At 66.8% G+C, this 20273-nt stretch carries 18 protein-coding genes; 13 read left to right on the top strand and 5 right to left on the bottom strand.

Translation table 11 applies throughout. The annotated features are described in order from the left end of the window. Positions 1 to 90 precede the first annotated feature (90 nt). Complete coding sequence (locus DT069_RS09295) at positions 91 to 321, top strand: hypothetical protein (RefSeq protein ID WP_425450119.1); 231 nt, start codon at positions 91 to 93, stop codon at positions 319 to 321. Positions 322 to 360: 39 nt separating this feature from the next. Here the strand turns inward: DT069_RS09295 and DT069_RS09290 are convergent, their stop codons facing one another. Further along, a complete protein-coding gene (locus DT069_RS09290) occupies positions 361 to 828 on the bottom strand; it encodes a MarR family winged helix-turn-helix transcriptional regulator (RefSeq protein WP_425450118.1) in 468 nt (155 codons plus the stop codon). 122 nt (positions 829 to 950) lie between these two features. Here DT069_RS09290 and DT069_RS09285 point away from each other — a divergent pair, with 122 nt between their 5' ends. The 10 genes from DT069_RS09285 (at position 951) to DT069_RS09240 (ending at position 12807) form a co-directional block, all read left to right on the top strand. Then, the gene (locus tag DT069_RS09285) at positions 951 to 1805 is read left to right on the top strand and encodes an FAD binding domain-containing protein (RefSeq protein WP_119460013.1); all 855 of its coding nucleotides are present in this window, start codon (positions 951 to 953) and stop codon (positions 1803 to 1805) included. Continuing rightward, the gene (locus DT069_RS09280) at positions 1802 to 4567 is read left to right on the top strand and encodes a molybdopterin-dependent oxidoreductase (RefSeq protein ID WP_119460012.1); all 2766 of its coding nucleotides are present in this window, start codon (positions 1802 to 1804) and stop codon (positions 4565 to 4567) included. Before DT069_RS09285 ends, DT069_RS09280 begins: the two co-directional genes overlap by 4 nt. After that, complete coding sequence (locus tag DT069_RS09275; RefSeq protein ID WP_119460011.1) at positions 4564 to 6036, top strand: 6-hydroxynicotinate reductase; 1473 nt, start codon at positions 4564 to 4566, stop codon at positions 6034 to 6036. Before DT069_RS09280 ends, DT069_RS09275 begins: the two co-directional genes overlap by 4 nt. Then, on the top strand, positions 6036 to 6908 hold the full coding sequence (locus DT069_RS09270) for a UPF0280 family protein (protein ID WP_119460010.1): 873 nt from the start codon (positions 6036 to 6038) through the stop codon (positions 6906 to 6908). The genes DT069_RS09275 and DT069_RS09270 overlap by 1 nt, the downstream gene beginning before the upstream one ends. Beyond that, positions 6905 to 7489, top strand: a complete 585-nt coding sequence (locus tag DT069_RS09265; RefSeq protein ID WP_119460009.1) for an amino acid synthesis family protein — start codon at positions 6905 to 6907, stop codon at positions 7487 to 7489. The genes DT069_RS09270 and DT069_RS09265 overlap by 4 nt, the downstream gene beginning before the upstream one ends. Next, entirely contained in the window at positions 7486 to 8070 is a 585-nt protein-coding gene (locus DT069_RS09260; protein ID WP_119460008.1) for an amino acid synthesis family protein, read from the top strand. Before DT069_RS09265 ends, DT069_RS09260 begins: the two co-directional genes overlap by 4 nt. Positions 8071 to 8132: 62 nt before the next feature. Beyond that, positions 8133 to 9344, top strand: coding sequence for an ABC transporter substrate-binding protein (locus tag DT069_RS09255; protein ID WP_119460007.1), 1212 nt, complete (start codon positions 8133 to 8135; stop codon positions 9342 to 9344). Positions 9345 to 9452: 108 nt separating this feature from the next. Continuing rightward, positions 9453 to 11318 carry an ABC transporter permease gene (locus tag DT069_RS09250; protein ID WP_119460006.1) on the top strand — a complete coding sequence of 622 codons (1866 nt, stop codon included), beginning with the start codon at positions 9453 to 9455 and terminating at the stop codon, positions 11316 to 11318. Then, positions 11315 to 12094 carry an ABC transporter ATP-binding protein gene (locus DT069_RS09245; RefSeq protein ID WP_119460005.1) on the top strand — a complete coding sequence of 260 codons (780 nt, stop codon included), beginning with the start codon at positions 11315 to 11317 and terminating at the stop codon, positions 12092 to 12094. The genes DT069_RS09250 and DT069_RS09245 overlap by 4 nt, the downstream gene beginning before the upstream one ends. Next, entirely contained in the window at positions 12094 to 12807 is a 714-nt protein-coding gene (locus tag DT069_RS09240; protein WP_119460004.1) for an ABC transporter ATP-binding protein, read from the top strand. Before DT069_RS09245 ends, DT069_RS09240 begins: the two co-directional genes overlap by 1 nt. A 30-nt stretch (positions 12808 to 12837) precedes the next feature. Here the strand turns inward: DT069_RS09240 and DT069_RS09235 are convergent, their stop codons facing one another. The 4 genes from DT069_RS09235 to DT069_RS09220 all read right to left on the bottom strand — a co-directional run bounded on the left by DT069_RS09235 (position 12838) and on the right by DT069_RS09220 (position 18392). Further along, positions 12838 to 14034 carry an amidohydrolase family protein gene (locus DT069_RS09235; protein WP_119460003.1) on the bottom strand — a complete coding sequence of 399 codons (1197 nt, stop codon included), beginning with the start codon at positions 14032 to 14034 and terminating at the stop codon, positions 12838 to 12840. Between the two features lie 123 nt (positions 14035 to 14157). Next, positions 14158 to 15858, bottom strand: a complete 1701-nt coding sequence (cysI, locus tag DT069_RS09230; protein ID WP_119460139.1) for an assimilatory sulfite reductase (NADPH) hemoprotein subunit — start codon at positions 15856 to 15858, stop codon at positions 14158 to 14160. A 17-nt stretch (positions 15859 to 15875) separates the two neighbouring features. Next, positions 15876 to 17708 (bottom strand): assimilatory sulfite reductase (NADPH) flavoprotein subunit, encoded by a 1833-nt coding sequence (locus DT069_RS09225; protein WP_119460002.1) that lies wholly within the window; start codon positions 17706 to 17708, stop codon positions 15876 to 15878. Positions 17709 to 17756: 48 nt separating this feature from the next. After that, positions 17757 to 18392, bottom strand: a complete 636-nt coding sequence (locus tag DT069_RS09220; RefSeq protein ID WP_119460001.1) for a peroxiredoxin — start codon at positions 18390 to 18392, stop codon at positions 17757 to 17759. A 157-nt stretch (positions 18393 to 18549) separates the two neighbouring features. Here DT069_RS09220 and DT069_RS09215 point away from each other — a divergent pair, with 157 nt between their 5' ends. After that, positions 18550 to 19461 (top strand): GntR family transcriptional regulator, encoded by a 912-nt coding sequence (locus DT069_RS09215; protein ID WP_425450117.1) that lies wholly within the window; start codon positions 18550 to 18552, stop codon positions 19459 to 19461. Beyond that, complete coding sequence (locus DT069_RS09210) at positions 19461 to 20267, top strand: phytanoyl-CoA dioxygenase family protein (protein ID WP_119459999.1); 807 nt, start codon at positions 19461 to 19463, stop codon at positions 20265 to 20267. The genes DT069_RS09215 and DT069_RS09210 overlap by 1 nt, the downstream gene beginning before the upstream one ends. The last annotated feature ends 6 nt before the right edge of the window (positions 20268 to 20273 follow it).

Below are 20273 nucleotides of genomic sequence, written 5' to 3'. Positions count from 1 at the left end.
ACGCCAGCCACCTGCAGGCGACCGGTCCCTTCCTTTTGGACATGGAGATAAACGATGGCCCGTAAGATACCCGGCAGCAGCGAGTTCGTGATGTTCGATGTTGTCTACGAGGACGGATCGCTCAGTTCGAACCGCAAGGTCGCGAGCTCTGAACTGGGCGGGCTCGATGGCGATGCGCCGGCCACGGCGATCATCGAGGCTCAGGATGAAAAGATCGCCGCGTTGTCTGGCCGGCCTCGCGGGAAGATCAAGTCGATCACTCGATCCTCCAACCGTACACGATCGGCGACTCGAGCGTCCGGACGCTCGAAGGCCGGCTGAACCCGAGCGTCCGGCGAACAGCCAAAGATAATACTCGCGTCAGCCGAGCTTGCGCAGCAGGGCCAGGAAGGTGGCTTGCTCCTCGCGGCTCAGTGGCGCCAGCGTCTCCTGCGTGACCCTGCGCGCGTCCGCGACGGCCGATTCCACGAGCGCTGCCCCCTTATCTGTCAATCGAATCAGAAAGCGCCGGCGGTCCTGAGGGGCTGGGATGCGGTCGACAAGGCCGCGTTCGCGCAGGCGGGCCACCACGCCCTGGATTGTTGCCGGATCCATGGCGGTTTCACGGCCCAGTTGGTTCTGCGACAGCGGCCGGTTCTCCAGCAGCGTCGCAAGGACGGCGAACTGGGTCGGCGTTAGGTTCCGGTCGCCGATCCGCTCCTGGAAAATGGCGCTGGCACGCTGATGCGCGCGGCGCAGGAGATGGCCAACCTGCTCCGTAAGCCGGTAGGGCGGCTCTTCGGCCATGCCGGCCGACGGCACAGGCGGCTTTGGGGCCGATCCCATCATCGTGCTTTGCGTCCTCCCAAGTCCCTTGGCCGAAGACTCTTGACAGCTTGTCGTACCTGGTACGATCGTTATTCGTACACGAACAAATTTAATTACCGCAACAACGGTACGTCTGGGAGGTTATGCGCAGTTATTTCAGGCCTGTCGATCTGTCCGAGGCTCTGGCCTTGCTGGTCGCATCGCCCCTGACGGTGATCGCGGGCGGTACCGACTACTATCCGGCGCGCGTCGGCCGTCCGATTGGCGATGACGTTCTCGACATCACCGGCCTTAGAATGCTGCGCGGCATCGTCGATGAGGGGGACCATGTCCGCGTCGGCGCCCTGACAACATGGACCGACCTCATCGAAGCCCGACTGCCGCCCTGGTTCGACGGCTACAAGCTGGCGGCGCGCGAGGTCGGCGGCATGCAGATCCAGAATGCGGGCACGCTCTGCGGGAATCTGTGCAATGCCTCGCCGGCCGCCGACGGCACACCCAATCTGCTGGCCCTCGATGCCGAGGTTGTCCTGTCCTCGGTCGATGGCGAGCGTCGCGTGCCTGTCGCCGAGTTCGTGACCGGCAATCGCCGGACGATCCGTCGCCCCGACGAGCTGGTGACCGCGCTGCTCATCCCGAAGCCGGCGCCGGACGCGCGCCAGGGGACACGATCAACATGGCTCAAGCTGGGCGCCCGCCGCTATCTGGTGATCTCGATCGTCATGGTCGCGGCCGTCCTCGAAGCGGCGCCGGATGGCACGGTCGGCCGCCTGCGTGTCGCGATCGGCTCCTGCAGCGCGGTCGCCCGGCGTCTCTTCAAGTTGGAGCGCGACCTGATTGGTCTGCCGCTGAACGATCGTTTGGCCGAGCGGGTCACGACGGCCCATCTGGCGCCGCTCAGCCCGATCGATGACGTCCGCGGCACCGCCGCCTATCGGCGCGACGCGGCCCTGGTTCTCGTGCGGCGTGCTCTCAACCAGCTGACAGAGGATCGATGACCGAAGCGTTCGACATTGACACCTCCGATCTGCCCGAGCTCGCCTTCACCGTGAACGGTCGGCTAGTCACGCTGCGCGTGCCGCCGGTGCGCCGGCTGTCCGACGTGCTGCGCGAGGAGCTTGGCCTCACCGGGACGAAGGTAGGCTGCAACGCCGGCGATTGCGGCGCCTGCACTGTGCGCATCGACGGCCGCCAGATCTGTGCCTGCCTGACTCCCGTCGGTCAGGCCGCCGGCCGCGCCGTCGAATCGGTCGAAGGCCTGGCGCGCGACAACAGGATCAATCGCCTGCAGGCGGCGTTTCACCGGTTCGGCGCCGCTCAATGCGGCATCTGCACGCCAGGCATGCTGATGGCGGCAAGCGATCTGCTCGCGCATACGTCGCATCCCGACAGGCAGCAGGTGGAGGACGCCCTCGGCGGCGTGCTGTGCCGCTGCACCGGCTATCGCAAGATCGTCGAGGCGGTGCTGCACACGGCCGATCCCGAACTTGAGTTCCTGGTGCCGGAGACAGGGCGGGCAGTGGGCGCCCCTGTCGCGAAGACCGACGGCCTCGCCAAGCTCACCGGGACGGAACGCTATGGCGCCGACAGCGCGCCGGCGGATGCGCTGTGGCTGCGCGCAGTGCGGTCGCCCCATGGCCGGGCCCGATTCCGAGTCGGCGATCTGGAGGCGCTGCGCCGCGCATGGCCCGGCTTGGCCGCCGTGCTGACCGCCGCCGAGGTGCCGGTCAACGGCTTCGGCATCTACCCGGACATTAAGGACCAGCCGGCGCTCGCCGACGGCATCGTGCGCTATCGCGGCGAGGCGGTGCTCGCCCTCGTCGGCGACGCGGAGACCATTGAGACTCTGCCGGATGACGCCGTTCCCATCGAGTGGGAGCCGCTGCCGCCCATCGGCTTCGATCAGGCCCGCGCCGGCGGTGCGCCCGCCCTGCATGAGGCCGTGCCGGACAATGTCCTGGTGCGCGGCCGGGTGGTGAAGGGAGATGTCGAGCAGGCGTTCGCGGGCGCTGCCGCCACGGCCGAGATCGCGGTGGAAACCAGCTTCGTCGAGCATGCCTATATCGAGCCGGAGGCCGGCTATGCCCGCCGGGTCGGCGACCGCATCGAGGTGGTCGCCTGCACCCAGACGCCTTACATGGACCGCGACGAGATCGCCCATGTCCTGGGCATTCCGCGCGACCGGGTGCGTATCGTCCCGACGGCCGTTGGCGGCGGCTTCGGCGGCAAGCTGGACTTGTCGCTTCAGCCCTTGATTGCGGTTGCCGCCTGGACGTTGAACCGGCCGGTCCGCTGCATCTACGCGCGGCCGGAATCGATGGCCTCGACCACTAAGCGCCATCCCGCGCAGATCCGCGCCCGCGCGGCGGCCGATGCTGAGGGCAGACTGCTCGGCTTCGACTTCGCCGGCGATTTCAATACCGGGGCCTATGCCTCCTGGGGGCCGACCGTCGCCAACCGGGTGCCGGTCCATTGCACGGGTCCCTACCACGTGCCGCAGGTTCGCGCGCTGACCCGGGCGCTCTACACCAACGATCCGCCGGCCGGCGCCTTCCGCGGCTTCGGCGTGCCGCAAGCCGCCATCGCGCATGAAGCCTTGATGGACGACCTCGCCGCGAGGCTGGACATCGATCCGCTGGAGTTCCGCTGGATCAACGCGCTGCGCGTCGGTCAGCCGACGGCGACGGGCCAGGTGCTGCAGGCGAGCTGCGGGCTCGCCGCCTGCCTGGAGGCACTGCGTCCCCGCTGGCAGACGGCCCGTGCCGCGGCCGAGGCGGCGAATCGGGCTGGCGGCATCGAGTGCCGCGGCGTCGGCGTCGGCTGCATGTGGTACGGCATCGGCAACACCTCGCTATCGAATCCCTCGACCATGCGGGTCGGGCTGAAGCCGAACGGTCGGATCACGCTCTATAACGGCGCGGTCGATATCGGCCAGGGTTCCAACACGATCATGGTGCAGATTGCCGCCGATGCGCTCGGCGTGCCGATGGAGCGCTTCGACTTGATCATGGGCGACACCGACCTGACCGAGGATGCCGGAAAGACATCGGCGTCGCGCCAGACCTTCGTCTCCGGCAAGGCGGCCGAGCAAGCCGGTGCCGCCCTGCGGGCCGAGCTGCTGCGCCGCCTCAACGCCGGTGAGGATGCCGAGCTGGTGCTGGAGCAGGGGAGGGTGCAGGCCCGCGATGCCGCAGGCGCGCGCATGCTCGACTTGGCGGCCTTGCCGGTCGATGAGCGCGGCGACGTGCTGTCGGCGACCGGCAGCTTCGACCCGCCGACGACGCCGCTGGACGCCGATGGCCAGGGCGTGCCCTATGCCAGCTACGGCTTCGCCGCGCAGATGGCCGAGGTCGCGGTCGACCTGGAGCTCGGCACGGTCAAGGTGCTGCGCATCGTCGCGGCCCACGATGTCGGCCGAGCGATAAACCCGATCCAGGTCGAGGGCCAGATCCATGGCGGTGTTGCGCAGGGCCTCGGCCTGGCGCTCATGGAGGAGTATGTGCCCGGCCGCACCGAGAACCTGCACGACTATCTGATCCCGACCTTCGGCGACGTGCCGGACATCGAGTGCATCCTGATCGAGGATCGCGAGCCGCTCGGCCCCTACGGCGCCAAGGGGATCGGCGAGCCGGCCTTGATCCCGACCGCGCCGGCGATCTTGAACGCCATCCACCACGCGACCGGCGTCCGCATCACGCATGTGCCGGCGACGCCGGATCGCGTCCTTGCCGCCCTGCAGGCGCATGGGATCGCACGATGACCGATGCCCCCGCCGCCGATGCCGGTCCCAATACCGAGATCGTCACCTGCGACGCCTGCCCGGTTCTGTGCCGCATCCGCCCGGGCAGGACAGGCGCCTGCGACCGCTACGGCAATTTCGACGGCAAACTGACCCGGGTCGATCCGATTCTTCTCGCCGAGCGCACCATCGATCAGAATGGCGAGATGGTGCCGTTCCTGCAGAACGACTGGAGCGGCAATCCGGTGCAGCCGTCCTCGCTGTTCGTTACTGGCATCGGTTCCGGCACGACTTATCCCGACTACAAGCCGGCCCCCTTCATCGTGTCGAGTACTATCGAAGGCGTTGACATGGTCACCGTCGTGACCGAAGGCATCTTCAGCTATTGCGGAGTCAAGGTGAAGATCGACACCGATCGCTATGTCGGGCCCGAGCAGGCGGCGGTGCGCTGCAGAGGCGAGCAGGTCGGCCATGTCACCACGGCCGAATACGGCTCGCAGATGCTGGCGCTGGGCGGCGTGCGCCACCTGACCGGTGGCTCCAAGAAGGAGGGCGTCGTCACCTGTGAGATGCTTCTGAACCTGTGCAATGGCGGCGCGGCCGAACTGACCGTCGACGGCGGCGCCGCGCTGACCGTCCAGGCCGGCAAGCCGCCGGTCATCAACGGGGTTCAGGAGCACCGGATGCGGGTCGGCTGCGGCAGCGCGACCATCGGCATGTTCGCCAAGCAGTGGCACGGCCATGTCGACGAGGTGATCGTGGTCGACGACCACATCACCGGCGTGCTGACCGAGCATCAGGCCGGCCGCTGCCTCGACATGCCGCCCTCCGGCATTCGCGTGCGCGGCCGCCGGTCAACGCCCGGCCGCTATTTCCAGGTCGCCGAGCCGGGGACCGGCTGGGGCGGCACCGACATCACCGACCCGCTGACCATCATCGAGAAGATCGATCCGAAAATTGCCCGGCCGGGCCTGCGTCTTCTGATGGTGTCGACCACGGGGGAGGACAGCGCCTGGCTGGTGCTCGACGACACACTGACGCCCGTGCCGGTGCCGATGCCGGAGCCGATGGTCCGGGTGGTTGAACGCATTGGCGAGAACTGCGAACCGGCGCTCTGCACGGTGTTGTTCATGGCCGGGGCGGGCGGCAGCCTGCGCGCCGGCGTCACCGAGAATCCGGTGCGCCTGACCCGATCGGTGCGCGACGCGCTCACCCGCGTCACCTGCGGTGGCGCGCCGGTCTATGTCTGGCCGGGCGGCGGTATTACCCTCATGGTCGACGTCACGCGGATGCCGGCCAATGCCTTCGGCTATGTGCCGACGCCGGCGATCGTCGCACCGATCGAGTTCACCTTGCGGCGGGACGACTATGCCGCGCTCGGCGGCCATATCGACTGGCTGCAGCCGATCGAGGCGGTGGCCCAGGTCGACCGCAAGCGCGTCACCCTCTGGCATGCCGGCAATCCCTGGCCGCTGCAGGAGTCCGGCTGATGAGCGGCGGTTGTCATGGCCGCATGCTGCCGGACGGCCGGCTGCATCTGCAGCACGGCCCGATCGACCTGATCGTCGGCGCCTTCGGCAATCGCGCCGCAATATGGCAGGCCCATGCCGCAGCCTGGGCCCGCTTCCAGGATGTCCTCGAAGGGCTGGTAGCGGAACTACCGGTGCTGCGCCGTCCGATCGGGGATGTGCCGCCCGAGGTCGAGGGACCGGTCGCCCGGCGCATGGTCGAGGCCTGCTGGCCGCATTGCGACGTCTTCGTCACGCCGATGGCGGCCGTGGCTGGCGCCGTTGCCGACGAGGTTCTGGCGGCGATCACCGAAGCGGCCGAACTCGAGCGCGCCTATGTCAATGATGGCGGCGACATCGCCCTCCATCTCATGCCGGGCCGCTCCCTGTCCGCCGGTCTGGTGGCCGATCTGTCGCTGCCCAGCCTGGACGGTGCGATCCGCGTGACGCACGACCTGCCGGTGCGCGGCCTTGCCACCAGCGGCTGGCGCGGCCGAAGCCAGAGCTTCGGGATCGCCGACGCCGTGACGGTCCTGGCCCGGACTGCGGTGGCGGCCGATATCGGCGCCACGCTGATCGCCAATGAGGTCGATGTCGCGCATCCGGCGATTCGCCGGCTTCCCGCCAGCGATATGAAGGACGACAGCGACCTGGGTGAACGGCTCGTCACGGTCGAAGTCGGCGCGCTGCCGGCCGAGGCCGTCCAGGCGGCGCTCGATGCTGGCGCACGCCGCGCCGATGCGTTGCGCGCGCGCGGATTGATTTATGGTGCGGTGCTGATGCTGCGGCAGGCCTATCGTGTGATCGGCCCGCTGTCGCTCGCCACCGAAACGACCTGGGAGAAGCCGGCATGAGCCTGATCGAGGTGAGACGAATTCAGACCGTGCTGGAGGAAGTCCGCCACGAGTTCGGCCCGCCCGCCGCCGAGCCGCTGCGGCGCGCGGCGGTCTGCGCGGTTCTGCGCAACCCCTATGCCGGCCAGTATGTGGAGGACATCCTGCCAATGATGGAGGCGCTGAAGCCGGTCGGGCTGGACATGGCCCGGCGGCTGATCGCCGCGCTCGGCGGCGACCCTGGGCAAACCGCGGGCTATGGCAAGGGTGCCATCGTCGGTGCCGCCGGCGAGCTGGAGCATGGCGCGCTGTGGCATGTGCCGGGCGGCTATGCGATGCGCGAGGCACTCGGCGGCGCCAGGGCGATCGTACCGTCCTCCAAGAAGGTGGGATCCCCCGGTACCCGGCTCGACGTGCCGATCACCCATATCAATGCCTCCTATGTGCGCAGCCATTTCGACGCCATGGAAGTCGGCGTGCCGGGCGCGCCCGCGGCCGATGAGATCGTGGTCGTGCTGGTCATGACCACGGGCCCGCGCGTGCATGCCCGCGTCGGAGGGTTGGCTGTGTCGGAGATCAAGGGAGAGGATGGACTGCGATGAGCGCCAAGATACGCAAGCTGCTGACCATTATCGACGAGACGCGGCAGGAGATGGGCCGCCCGGTCGAGCCGCCGACCCGTCGGGCGGTCGCTTGCGCGGTGATCGAAAATCCGTTCGCCGGCTGCTATGTCGAGGACCTGTCGGAGCTCATCGCGATCGGCGAGGAGCTGGGCGGCCTGCTGGCGCGGCGTTGCGTCGAGGCGCTCGGCATCCAGCCCGGTCAGGCGGAGAGCTACGGCAAAGCGGCCATCGTCGGCGAGGGCGGCGAGCTGGAGCATGCCGCCGCCATTCTGCATCCGAAGATGGGCGCGCCTGTCCGGGCGGCGCTCGAGAAAGGGGCGGCGCTGATCCCCTCAGCCAAGAAGATGGGCGGCCTCGGCACGCCGATCGACGTGCCGCTGGGGCACAAGGATGCCGCCTATGTCCGTAGCCACTTCGATGCGATCGAGGTGCGCGTGCCGGATGCGCCCCGCGCCGGCGAGATTGTCGTCGCCATCGCGGTGACCGACACCGGACGGCCGCTGCCGCGCGTTGGCGGGCTGACGAAGCACGAGATCAAGGGGCAGGACGGCTTGAAATAACCGGACGCCAGGATCAACAATGCTTGGCGGTCAACCGGGCATCATAAACAGGGAGGCGAAGAATGCAGCGGATCAAACGATACTTCTGGGGTGCCGCAGCCGCCGTGGCGGCCGCGGCGGGCTTCACCGATCCGACCTGGGCCGCCGATTCGATTAAGATCGGCGAGATCAACAGCTATACCGGCCTCCCGGCCTTCACCATCCCGTACCGCAATGGCTGGGAGCTGGCGGTCGAGGAGGTGAACGCGAAGGGCGGCCTGCTCGGCGGCCGCCAGATCGAGGTCATCTCGCGCGACGACGGCGGCAAGCCCGGCGATGCCGTGCGAATCGCCAATGAGCTGGTGACCAGCGAGGGCGTCGACGTGCTGGCCGGCACGTTCTTCAGCCATGTCGGCCTGGCGGTCAGCGACTTCGCGGCCCACAATCAGGTGCTGTTCGTGGCGGCCGAACCCTTGACCGATGCGATCACCTGGGAGGAAGGCAACCGCTATACCTTCCGCCTGCGCCCTTCGACCTACATGCAGGCGGCCATGCTGGTGGAAGAAGCGGCGAAGCTGCCGGCCAAGCGCTGGGCAACGGTGGCGCCGAACTACGAATATGGCCAGTCCGCCGTGGCTATCTTCAAGGAGCTGCTGCAAGCCAAGCGTCCGGATGTGGAGTTTGTCGGCGAGCAGTGGCCGGCGCTCGGCAAGATCGACGCCGGCTCCACCGTGCAGGCGCTCGCCGCCTCGCAGCCTGACGCGATCTTCAACGTCACCTTCGGCGCCGACCTCTCGAGTTTCGTCCGCGAAGGCAGCCTGCGCGGCCTGTTCGAGGACCGGGCGGTCGTCAGCCTGCTGACCGGCGAGCCGGAATATCTGGATCCGCTCAAGGGCGAGGCGCCGGAAGGCTGGATCGTCACCGGCTACCCATGGGACCAGATCGACACGCCGGAGCACAATGCGTTCATCGACGCCTACCAGGAGCGCTTCGACGATTATCCGCGGCTCGGCTCGGTCGTCGGCTACACTACCTTCAAGGCGATCGCCGCAGCGATCGAGAAGGCCGGCTCGACCGACACCGAGGCGCTGGTCGACGCCATGGAAGGCCTGACCGTCTCCAGCCCGTTCGGCGAGATCGAGTTCCGCACGATCGACCATCAGGCCACCATGGGGGCCTATGTCGGCAAGATTGCCCTTGAGGATGGCCGTGGCGTCATGACCGACTGGCGTTACGCCGACGGCGCCGATTATCTGCCGCCCGACGCGGTGGTTGCAGAGCGTCGCCCCGAATAAACGGGTGCGTGAGCCGGCGCGCGGGGGTCCACATGCCCCTCGCGCGCCGGCGCCGCTGCGGCCGCTGGCGGATGACGGGGCGAGCATCCCTCAACACGGGACGGGACCATGGCCTTTTACGTTGCGCAGTTTCTCAGCGGCCTGTCACAGGCCGCCTCGCTCTTTCTCGTCGCGGCGGGCTTGTCGATCATCTTCGGCGTTACCCGGATCGTGAATTTCGCCCATGGCTCGTTCTACATGCTGGGGGCCTATCTCGCCTACATGATGGCCGATATGTGGAGCGGCGCCGTCGGCTTCTGGGGCGCGATCCTGTTGTCGGCGCTGACCGTCGGGCTGCTCGGCGTCGCGATGGAGGTTCTGCTGCTGCGCCGACTGTATCGCAGCCCGGAATTATTCCAGCTGCTCGCCACCTTCGGGGTGGTGCTGGTGGTGCAGGATGTGGCGCTGGCCATCTGGGGGCCGGAAGACCTGCTCGGACCGCGCGCGCCGGGTCTGGACGGCGTCGTCCGCATCTTCGGCCTGCCCTTCCCGCAATATGAGCTGTTCCTGATCGTCCTCGGCCCGGCGGTGCTCGGGCTGCTCTGGCTGACCTTCCACCGGACCCGCTGGGGCACGCTGGTGCGCGCGGCGACCCAGGACCGGGAGATGACGGCCGCCTTGGGCGTGAACCAGACTTGGCTGTTCACATCCGTGCTGTTTCTCGGCTCGGCGCTCGCCGGCCTCGGCGGCGCGCTGCAGATCCCGCGGGAGGCAGTCAATCTGCAGATGGACATCAACATCGTCGTCGAGGCCTTCGTGGTCGTCGTGGTCGGCGGCATGGGAAGCGTGACCGGCGCCTTCCTCGCCGCGCTGCTGATCGGGCAGCTTCAGGCGTTCGGCATCCTCATCTTTCCCGGGATCACGCTGGTCCTCGTCTTCCTGGTCATGGCCGTGGTGCTGGTGGTGCGGCCCTACGGCCTGCTCGGCCGGGCCCCCGCGACGGCGCGCGGCGAGAGCCATGCGCTCGAACCACCCTTGTATCCGGCCGGTCGCGGCCTGCAGTTCGCCGGCCTCGCTCTGATTGTGGCCTTGATCGCGCTGCCGGCGGTGCTTGGGGATTATGCACTGGTAGTCCTGACCGAGGTTCTGATCCTTGCGCTGTTCGCCGCCAGCCTGCATTTCATCATGGGGCCGGGCGGCATGATCTCGTTCGGCCACGCCGCCTATTTCGGGCTCGGCGCCTACGGCGCCGCGCTGCTGGTCGAACATTTCGACGCCGGCATGGTGACCGGGCTGGTCGTCGCGCCGCTCGCGGCCGGTGTCGGGGCGCTGCTGTTCGGCTGGTTCTGCGTCCGCCTGTCGGGCGTCTACTTGGCGATGCTGACCTTGGCCTTCGCCCAGATCGTCTGGTCCGTGGCGTTCCAATGGTACAGCGTGACCGGCGGCGACAACGGCATTCTCGGCGTCTGGCCCGCAGCCTGGGCCTCGCCGAAATGGGTCTTTTACTATCTGACGCTGGTGCTTTGCACCGGCGGGGTGCTGCTGCTGCGCCGGATCATCTTCGCGCCCTTCGGCTATGCGCTGCGGGCCGGGCGCGATTCGCCGCTGCGCTCGGACGCCATCGGCCTGGACGTGACACGATATCAGTGGCTCGCCTTCACCCTCGCCGGCACCTTCGCCGGGCTGGCCGGCGGGCTCTATGCCTATGCCAAGGGTAGCGTGTTCCCGACGCTGCTGGACATCCCGATCTCGGTCGACGGTCTGGTGATGGTGCTGCTCGGCGGCGTGCAGACGCTGTCGGGGCCGATCGTCGGCGCGGCGGTGTTCCACGGCCTGGAAACCGAGATGGTGCGCTACACCGACTATTGGCGCCTGCTGCTTGGCCTGACCATCATCCTGCTGGTGCTGGTCTTCCCCCAAGGCATCGTCGGCGCGCTCCAGAGCCGCCTCGGCGCTCGTTTCTCCCCGCGTCTGCGGGAGCAGGTCGCCCGATGAGCGTTCTGGAGGTGGAAGGCCTCGCCAAGTCGTTCGGCGGCGTGCAGGCGGTCAGGAACGTGGCGTTCACGCTGGATGCCGGCGAGCTTCTGGCCCTGATCGGCCCGAACGGCGCCGGCAAGACGACCTGCTTCAACCTGTTGAACGGGCAACTGCAACCCGACGCCGGCGAGGTTCGGCTCGCCGGCACCAGCCTGATCGGCAAATCGCCCCGGAAGATCTGGCGCCTTGGCGTCGGGCGGACCTTCCAGATCACCGCCACATACCGGTCGATGTCCGTGCGCGAGAACGTGCAGATGGTGCTGCTGTCGCATCATCGCCGAATGCTCGGTTTCTGGCGGCGCGCCGCCGATCTCTACCGGGACGAGGCGACGGCGCTGCTCGAGCGGGTCGGCATGGCGGGCCAGGCGGAACGGCCCTGCAGCGTGCTGGCCTATGGCGATCTGAAACGGGTCGAGCTCGCCATGGCGCTTGCCAGCCGGCCGCGCCTGCTGCTGATGGACGAGCCGACCGCCGGCATGGCGCCGAAGGAGCGTATCGAGCTGATGGCGCTGACCGCAGACCTCGTGCGCGAGAGCGGCATCGCCGTCCTGTTCACAGAGCATGACATGGACGTGGTGTTCACCCATGCCCACCGGATCATCGTGCTGAACCGGGGCGAGATGATCGCCGCTGGCCCGCCCGACGCGGTGCGCGGCGATCCGCGCGTTCAGGAGGTCTATCTCGGGAGCGGCGCGATGTTCGGGCAGGGGAAAGACAAGGACAGCGCCGCCTGATGACCGGACAGATGCTGACGATAGAGAAGCTCAACAGCTTCTACGGCCGCGCCCACATCCTGTTCGATGTCGCCCTGGAGGCGGCGCGCGGCGAGGTGGTCGCGCTGCTCGGGCGCAACGGAGCGGGCAAATCGACAACCTTCCGCTCGATCATGGGCCTGGTCGAGAGCAGGAGAGGACACATCGCCTTCGCCGGGCAGGACATCTCGCGCCGGCCGCCCCACGAGATCGCGCGCCTCGGCCTGGGCTATGTTCCCGAGGATCGCCGGATCTTCACCGACCTGACGGTGATGGAGAATCTGGAGGTCGGGCGCCAGCCGCCGCGCCGGGAGGGCGCAAGCTGGACGCCGGAGAGGCTGTTCGCTCTGTTTCCGAACTTGGCCGAGATGCGCGACCGGCCCGGTGGTCGCATGAGCGGCGGCGAGCAGCAGATGCTGACCATCGCCCGCACGCTGATGGGCAACCCGGCGATGATCCTGCTCGACGAGCCGTCGGAGGGCCTCGCGCCGCGCATCATCGAGATGATGGCCCACGCCATCCTGGAGCTGAAGAAGGAGGGCGTGACCGTCATTCTGTCGGAGCAGAACCTCCACTTCGCCAGCGTGGTCAGCGATCGCGCCTATGTCATCGAGAAGGGCCGCATCCGCTATCAGGGCACCATGAAGGAGCTCGCCGCGGACGAGGACGTCCGCCGCGCCTATCTCACCCTGTGACGGACGGCTCCGCGCGGGCGCCTGGATCGCTCAGGCCGTCACCACTTCCGGCAGCCGTTCGGCCGGCGGCGTGTTGCGGCTTCGGCCGGTGCGCACGATGCCATCGATGACCACCATACCAATGCCGGGAATGTCGCCCAGCGCGATGCTTTCCAGGATCGTGCGGCCGGCCGTGTGCTGGGCGCGATCCATCAGCACGAAATCGGCGCTGCGTCCGGGCTCGATCAGTCCGCCCGCGAGGTTGCGGATACGCGCCGTGTTGCCGGTGGCGAGGCAGATCGCCGCTTCCGCCGACAGCCCGCCCAGGCCGGACAGCAGCGAAATCATCCGAAGGATGCCGAGCGGCTGGACGCCTGAACCGGCCGGGCTGTCGGTACCCAGGATTACCCGATGGAGCTGCTTCAGGTCGCGCGCCGCCTTCAGCGCGGCGATGGCCACTCGCTCGTTGCCGTTATGGACCAGCTCGATCGCCCGCGTCGAGCGCTCGCACAGCTCGCAGACATGCCCCTCGGGCAGGGCGGTGTGGCCGCCATTGATATGGCCGATGATGTCGGCGTCGGCTTCCAGTACCACGTCCTTGTCGATCAGGCCCGAGCCGGGGATCGACGGCCCGCCGGTATGGATCGTGCTCTGGATGCCGTATTTGCGCGCCCAGGCGACCATGCGGGCGGCTTCCTCACCGGCCTTGACGCTGCCCAGCCCGACCTCGCCGAGAAGGCTGACGCCGGCCTCGGCCAGTTCCTTGAAGTCGTGCTCCTCCATGCCCTTCTCGATTACCGGCGCGCCCGCCATCACCTTGACGCCGCCCGGACGGAAGGCGCTGAAGCTGCGCTGGGCGGTGACGGCGAGCGCCTTCAGGCCGACGATGTCCTTGGGCCGGCCGGGCAGGTGCACCTCGCCGGCCGAGACCATCGTGGTCACGCCGCCATGCAGGAAGCTGTCGATCCAGTTGAGCTGGCTCTGCCGCGGCGTCCAGTCGCCGAACACCGGGTGCACGTGACTGTCGATCAGGCCGGGGGCGACGCAGACGTCATGCGCGTCGATCACCGTCGCGGCTTGGTCCGTGTCCAGATCGCCCTGTCGGCCGACCGCCTCGATCTTGCCGTCCGTGGCGACGATCGTATCGGCATCGAGGATCGGCTTGTCCAGATCGCCCGACAGCAGAAGGCCGATATTCCTGATGACCAGCTTGCCCTTGGCCGGACCGGCGGACGTTTCGACTGCCATTCTCGCCTCCCATAAGAATTTGTTCGTCCACGAACAAATTCTGTCCGACCTTCGGAGGCAGGACAAGACTCAAGAGCGGCCGAGGCTCCGAGGAGACGAAAGCAGGACGTGCGCCGCTTCGACTCAGTCGAGATAGCCGGCGCGCATCACGAAGTCGCCAAAGCGCTCGCCCGCCGTGCGTTCCGCCGCATAGCGCCGGATGATCGGTCCCAGCTCCTCGATGATCGTCTCCTCGCCGATATTCTCCCGGAACAGCGTATTGAGCCGCTGCCCGTGGAAGCCGCCGCCGAGATAGACATTGTATTTTCCGGGTGCGCGGCCGGTGAAGGCGATCTCCGCGACATAGGGGCGGGAGCAGCCGTTCGGGCAGCCGCTCATGCGGATGGTGATCGGCTCGTCCTCGAGCCCGCACTCCGCGACGATTTCCTCGAACCTGGTGATCAGATGCGGCAGATAGCGCTCGCTTTCGGCCATGGCCAGCCCGCAGGTCGGTAGCGCGACACAGGCGATTGCCGCGCGGCGAAGGACGCTCTGCGTGCCGTCGAGCCCGTGGGTCTTCAGAAGCGCCTCGATATCAGGGCGCTTGTCGGCGGCCACGTTGGCGATGATCAAATTCTGGTTCGGCGTCAGGCGGAACTCGCCCGCATGCACGCGCGCGATCTCACGCAGGCCGGTCATGAGCAAGATTCCGTCGACATCCTGGACCCGCCCATTCTCGATGAAGAGCGTGTAGTGCGACGCGCCGCCGAGCCCTTCGGTCCAGCCATAGCGGTCGCCGTTCGTATCGAACCGGAACGGCCGCGCTTCGTCGAGGCTCCAGCCCAGCCGCTGCGTCAACTCGGCCTTGAACCAATCGAGGCCGCGCTCGTCGATGGTGTATTTGAAGCGCGCGCGCTTGCGGTCGGCACGGTCGCCGAAGTCCCGCTGGATGCCGACGATCTGCTCCGCGACTTCGACGACCTGCTCCGGCCTGCAGAAGCCGATCACGTCGGCGAGCCGCGGATAGGTGTTGGGCTCGTTGTCGGTCCGGCCCATCCCCCCGCCGACGGTCACGTTGAACCCGGCCAGATCGTCGCCCTCGCGAATCGCGATAAAGCCCAGATCGTGGGCATAAACGTCCACGTCGTTGGACGGCGGAACGGCGAAGGCGATCTTGAACTTGCGCGGCAGGTAGGTCCGCCCATAGATAGGCTCCTCCTCCGCCGGGCTGCCGGCCACCGGCTTCTCGTCCAACCAGATCTCGTGATAGGCCCGGGTCTTCGGCAGCAGGTGATCGCTCACCTGCTTCGCAAGCTCGTAGACGGTGCCGTGAACCGCCGAGAAATCCGGGTTGGTCGCGCACATCACGCCGCGATTGACGTCGCCGCATGCCGCGATGGTGTCGAGAAGCGCCGCGTCGAGCCCCTGGATCGTGCGCTTCATGTCCTTCTTGATGACGCCGTGGAACTGGAACGTCTGGCGCGTCGTCAGGCGAAGGGTCCCGTTCCCGTACCGGCAGGCGAGCTCGTCCAGCTTCAGCCATTGCCAGGGCTGGCAGACGCCGCCCGCAAGGCGCACGCGCGCCATGAACTGATAGGCCGGCTCCAGCTTCTGACGGCGCCGCTCGTCGCGCAGGTCGCGATCGTCCTGCTGATAGCTGCCGTGAAACTTCAGCAGCTGCTGATCGTCGGCCGAAATCCCGCCGGTGATCGGGTCCTCGAGCCCTTGCGCGATCGTGCCGCGAAGCAGATTGCTTTCGGCCTTGATGGTTTCGTTGGGGTGAAGCTTGTCCAGCGGCTGGGTGACGTCCCGGCTGCGGCCCAAGCTCTTGCTTGTGGTGGTCATGGCGATGCCTGATCCGATCAATAAACGTCGCGTTGGTAGCGTTTTTCTCGCTGCAGGCGCTTGAGATAGTCCTCCGCCTGCTCGGGAGCCAAACCGCCTTCCCGCCCGAGGATCGCGATCAGCGCCGCATGCACGTCCGGCGCCATCCCGTTCGCATCGCCGCAGACATAGAGATGCGCGCCCTCCTCAAGCCAGCCATAAACCTCCCGGCCTCGCTCGAGCAGGCGACGCTGGACATAGACCTTCTCGTCCTGATCGCGCGAGAACGCCACATCCATGCGGTTCAGCAGGCCGTCCTTCAGGAAGCGCTGCCACTCCAGCTGATACAGGAAGTCCGTCCTGAAATGGCGCTCGCCGAAGAACAGCCAGTTCCGTCCGGACGCATCGGCGGCTTCGCGATGCTGCAGGAAGGAGCGGAACGGCGCGACGCCCGTTCCTGCGCCGACCATGATGACGGGCGCCGAACCGTCCGCGGGCAGGCGGAAGTTCTTGTTGTGCTCGACATAGACCGGAACGGTGCCGTCGAGCTCGCAGCGCTCGGCGAGGTGAGCCGAAGCCACACCCTTGCGCTTCCGCCCGTGGCTGTCATAGCGCACGACGGACACGGTGAGATGGGCTTCCTCCGGATAGGCCTCGAGGCTCGACGCCAATGAATAGAGCCGCGGCTGAAGCCGGCGCAGCATCTCCACAAGCGCCTTGCCGCCGAGCCCTTCGACCGGAAATTCCGTGACCACGTCGATGACCTGCCGTCCGGCCGTGTAGGCCATCAGCTCGGAGCGGTTGCCCGCTGCCGTCAGCGAACGGAGCGTCGCCGCCTCTGCCGCACCGCCATAGAGCTCGAGGAAGCGCGGCGTCAGCACGGTGATCTCGTAATGGTGGGAAAGCGCTTCGCGAAGCGGCGCCTCGCCGGCGCTGCCGAGCGGCACGCGCTCCTCGCTATCGAGCTTCAGCGCTTCGATCAGCTCATCGACCATCGCCGGATCGTTCTGCGGGACGACGCCCAGCGAATCGCCGGGCTCGTAGGTCAGCCCGGAGTCCGCGAGGGACAGCTCGATATGGCGTGTCTCCTTGTCCGATCCGCGGCCGTTGAGAGTGATCGACTCGAGAAGGGTGGCCGGGAACGGGTTCTTGGCACCGTAAACATGCTGCGGATGCGCCGTGGCGGAGGCGCCGGTCGTCCCGCTACCCTGAACGACGCTCAGCTTCGGGGTCGACGGCCCGTCTTCCTTGGTGAAGAAGCCGAGCACGGCCTCGATCCACTGGTCGGCCTGATCCTCGTAGTCGACGTCGCAATCCGCCCGGGCATGAATTCGCTCCGCCCCGAGCTCCTGAAGCCGCTTATCGACATCTTTGCCGGTCTGGCAGAAATGCTCGTAGGTGGAATCCCCGAGGCCGAGCACGGCGAACTTCACGCCGTCGAGCTTGGGCGCCTTCCGGCCGTGCAGGAACTCGTAGAAATCGGCGGCGGTGTCGGGCGGGGTTCCCTCGCCATGCGTGCTCGTCACCACGACGAGTCGCTTGACCGCCTTCAGATCCTGCGGCCGGAATTCGGCCGTGTCCTTGACCGTTGCGAACAGCCCCTTCTGCCGGGCCAGCTCGCCGGTGCGTTCGGCTAGCGCGGCCGCGTGGCCGGTCTCCGATCCATAGACGATCAGGATCGGAGTCGAGCTTGCCGCCGGCGCGACATTGGCGGCCTGGGCGGCGGATTGTGCGCGACGGACGAAGCCCGCGAGATAGCCGCTGATCCAGATCGCCTCCTCGGGCGACAAGGTCTCGATCAGGCCGTCGAGCTGCTGAGCATGCTCCGACGTGAGCGGACTGGTCTGCGCGAGGTTAAGTTTTGCCAACATGGGTCACCGAATGCTCCAGGGCTTCGTCCAAGAAGGTCGCGCAGCGCGTTACAGGTTCGGCTGCGGAGTGATTCGGAGGTAGGGCTTCAGCTTCTTGTAGCCCTTGGGGAAGGCTTTGTCGGCCTCAGCGTCTGACACCGCCGGGACGATAATGCAGTCCTGGCCGTGCTCCCAGTTCACCGGCGTCGCGACCTTGTAGTTTGCGGTCAGCTGCAGCGAATCGATCACCCGCAGGATCTCGTCGAAGTTGCGGCCGGTGCTGGCCGGGTAGGTGATGGTCAGTTTGACCTTCTTGTCCGGCCCGATGATGAACACCGAACGCACTGTCAGCGTGTCGTTGGCGTTGGGATGGATCATGCCGTAGAGGTCGGAGACCTTGCGGTCGGCGTCGGCCAGCAGCGGGAAGTTCAGCGCCGTGCCCTGCGTCTCCTCGATGTCGCTCGCCCAGCCCTTGTGATCCGACAGCGGATCGACGCTGAGGCCGATCACCTTGACGTTGCGCTTCTCGAACTCGGGCTTCAGCCTGGCGACTTCGCCCAGCTCGGTCGTGCAGACCGGGGTGAAGTCCTTCGGGTGCGAGAACAGCACGCCCCAGCTGTCGCCCAGCCACTCATGGAAGCGGATCGGGCCTTCCGTCGACTCTTGCGTAAAATCCGGCGCCGTGTCGCCAAGACGTACCGTCATCGTCAGCTCCTTCCTGTCTGTCGGCCTCATAGGCCGATATTAGAATCGGTAATTTACACTTCAGACAGAAAACCGCAAGGTGTTTTGTAGAATGGTATGTAACACAGTATCTAAGTGTTATTAGTGGTTGAGCCTGTTTTCGAGTTAAACCAGAGGGATGCGGCGCCGAATTCGTTTGTGGCGCCTCTATTTTTACAATCTTACGGTGTTAATTATAATGGAATTTGCAACCTCCGAACGGTTGTCCAACGCCCACTTCCGTACCTTGTTACAACCGGCCATATTGATTCTGGAAGCAGAGTCGAATACCGTATACGAAATCACGAGACATGAGTTCTCAATGGAACGCCTTCCGGTTCAGTTGCCGCTTGCCGACCGCGTTTATCGCTCGATTCTCGACGCGATCTGCGAGGGCGAGCTTGCGCCGGGCCAGCGGGTGACCCAGGACGAACTTGCTGAGCGGCTCAATGTCTCGCGACAGCCGGTCCTCCAGGCGCTCCACCTGCTCAAGACGCAGGGCTTCGTGCGCGACACGGGCCGGCGCGGCGCGGTGGTCTCCTCGCTCGACCCTGTGTTCATCTCGCATCTCTATGAAGTGCGCAGTGCCCTTGATGGCATTGCCTGCCGCGGCGCCGCGCTGCGCGGGACGGCCGACGCGAAGCTCTGGGGGCCCAAGCTCATCGAGGACGGGCGGTCGGCGGTCGATTCCGGCTCGGTCAGCCGGATGATCGCGGCGGACATGAAGTTCCATCTCTTCGTCCATGAACTCTCGGGCAATCCGCTGATCGTGGAGACGGCGGCGCTGCACTGGCAGCATATCCGCCGCGTGATGGGCGGCTATCTGCACCGCTATCCCGCGCCGCAGACCATCTGGGACGAGCATGCGGCGATTCTCGACGCGGTCATTCGCGGCGACGCGGCCGAAGCCGAAAACCTTGCGCGTCGACATGCGGAGGCGGCGATCGCCAACCTGGTCCACTCGATCGAAGCCGAGAGCGTCCCAGTGGACGCCCCGGGGAACAACGAAAGCGGCAGTGTCGGAACAAGCCTCATGAGGAGGAAAACGTGATGAAGCTTACGCCAGCCCAGATCACGGAGTTCGAGGAGCAGGGCTATCTCTTCCTGCCCAATTTGTTCTCGCCGGAAGAGGCGGCGCTTCTGACCGGGGAACTGCCCGGCATCTTCGCGCAGCAGCGGGAGGAAGTGATCCGGGAGAAGGGCTCGGAGGCGCCACGCAGCGCCTTCTACGTCCAGACCTGGAACCCGGTCTTCGAACTGGTTGCGCGCCATCCGCGCCTGGTCGAGCCCGGCATCCAGCTGCTCGGCTCGGACAAGCTCTACATGCATCAGTTCAAGATCAACGCGAAGGCGGCGTTCGACGGTGCCGTGTGGCAATGGCACCAGGACTATGCAACTTGGTACAGCGACGATGACATGCCGACGCCGCGTGCGATGAACATCGCGCTCTTCCTCGCCGAAGCGAACGAGTTCAACGGGCCCCTGATGTTCATTCCGAAGAGCCATCGAGAAGGGCGGCTCGCGGCGGGCCACGACGTCACCACGACCAGCTATCCGCTCTGGACGACGGACAACGAGACGATTGCCCGGCTGGTCGACGAAGGCGGAATCGTGGCACCCAAAGGCCCGCCCGGATCGGTCCTGCTCTTCCACGGCAATCTGGTTCACGCCTCGGGTTCCAATCTGACGCCATGGTCGCGCTGGATTCTCTACCTTTCGCTCAATCGCTGCGATAATGCTATCCGCCGCTTCAAGCGGCCGACCTGGATCGCGAACCAGGACTTCACGCCGATCGAGATGTTGCCGGACGACTGCCTGGGCGAGTATGAGCGTCGGCGCCGCACGGCCGCGGAGTAGGGCAGA

Origin of the sequence: Virgifigura deserti (assembly GCA_003576685.1) — a bacterium.
GTDB lineage: Bacteria > Pseudomonadota > Alphaproteobacteria > Dongiales > Dongiaceae > Virgifigura > Virgifigura deserti.
This window is presented reverse-complemented; position numbering and strand designations above follow the sequence as displayed.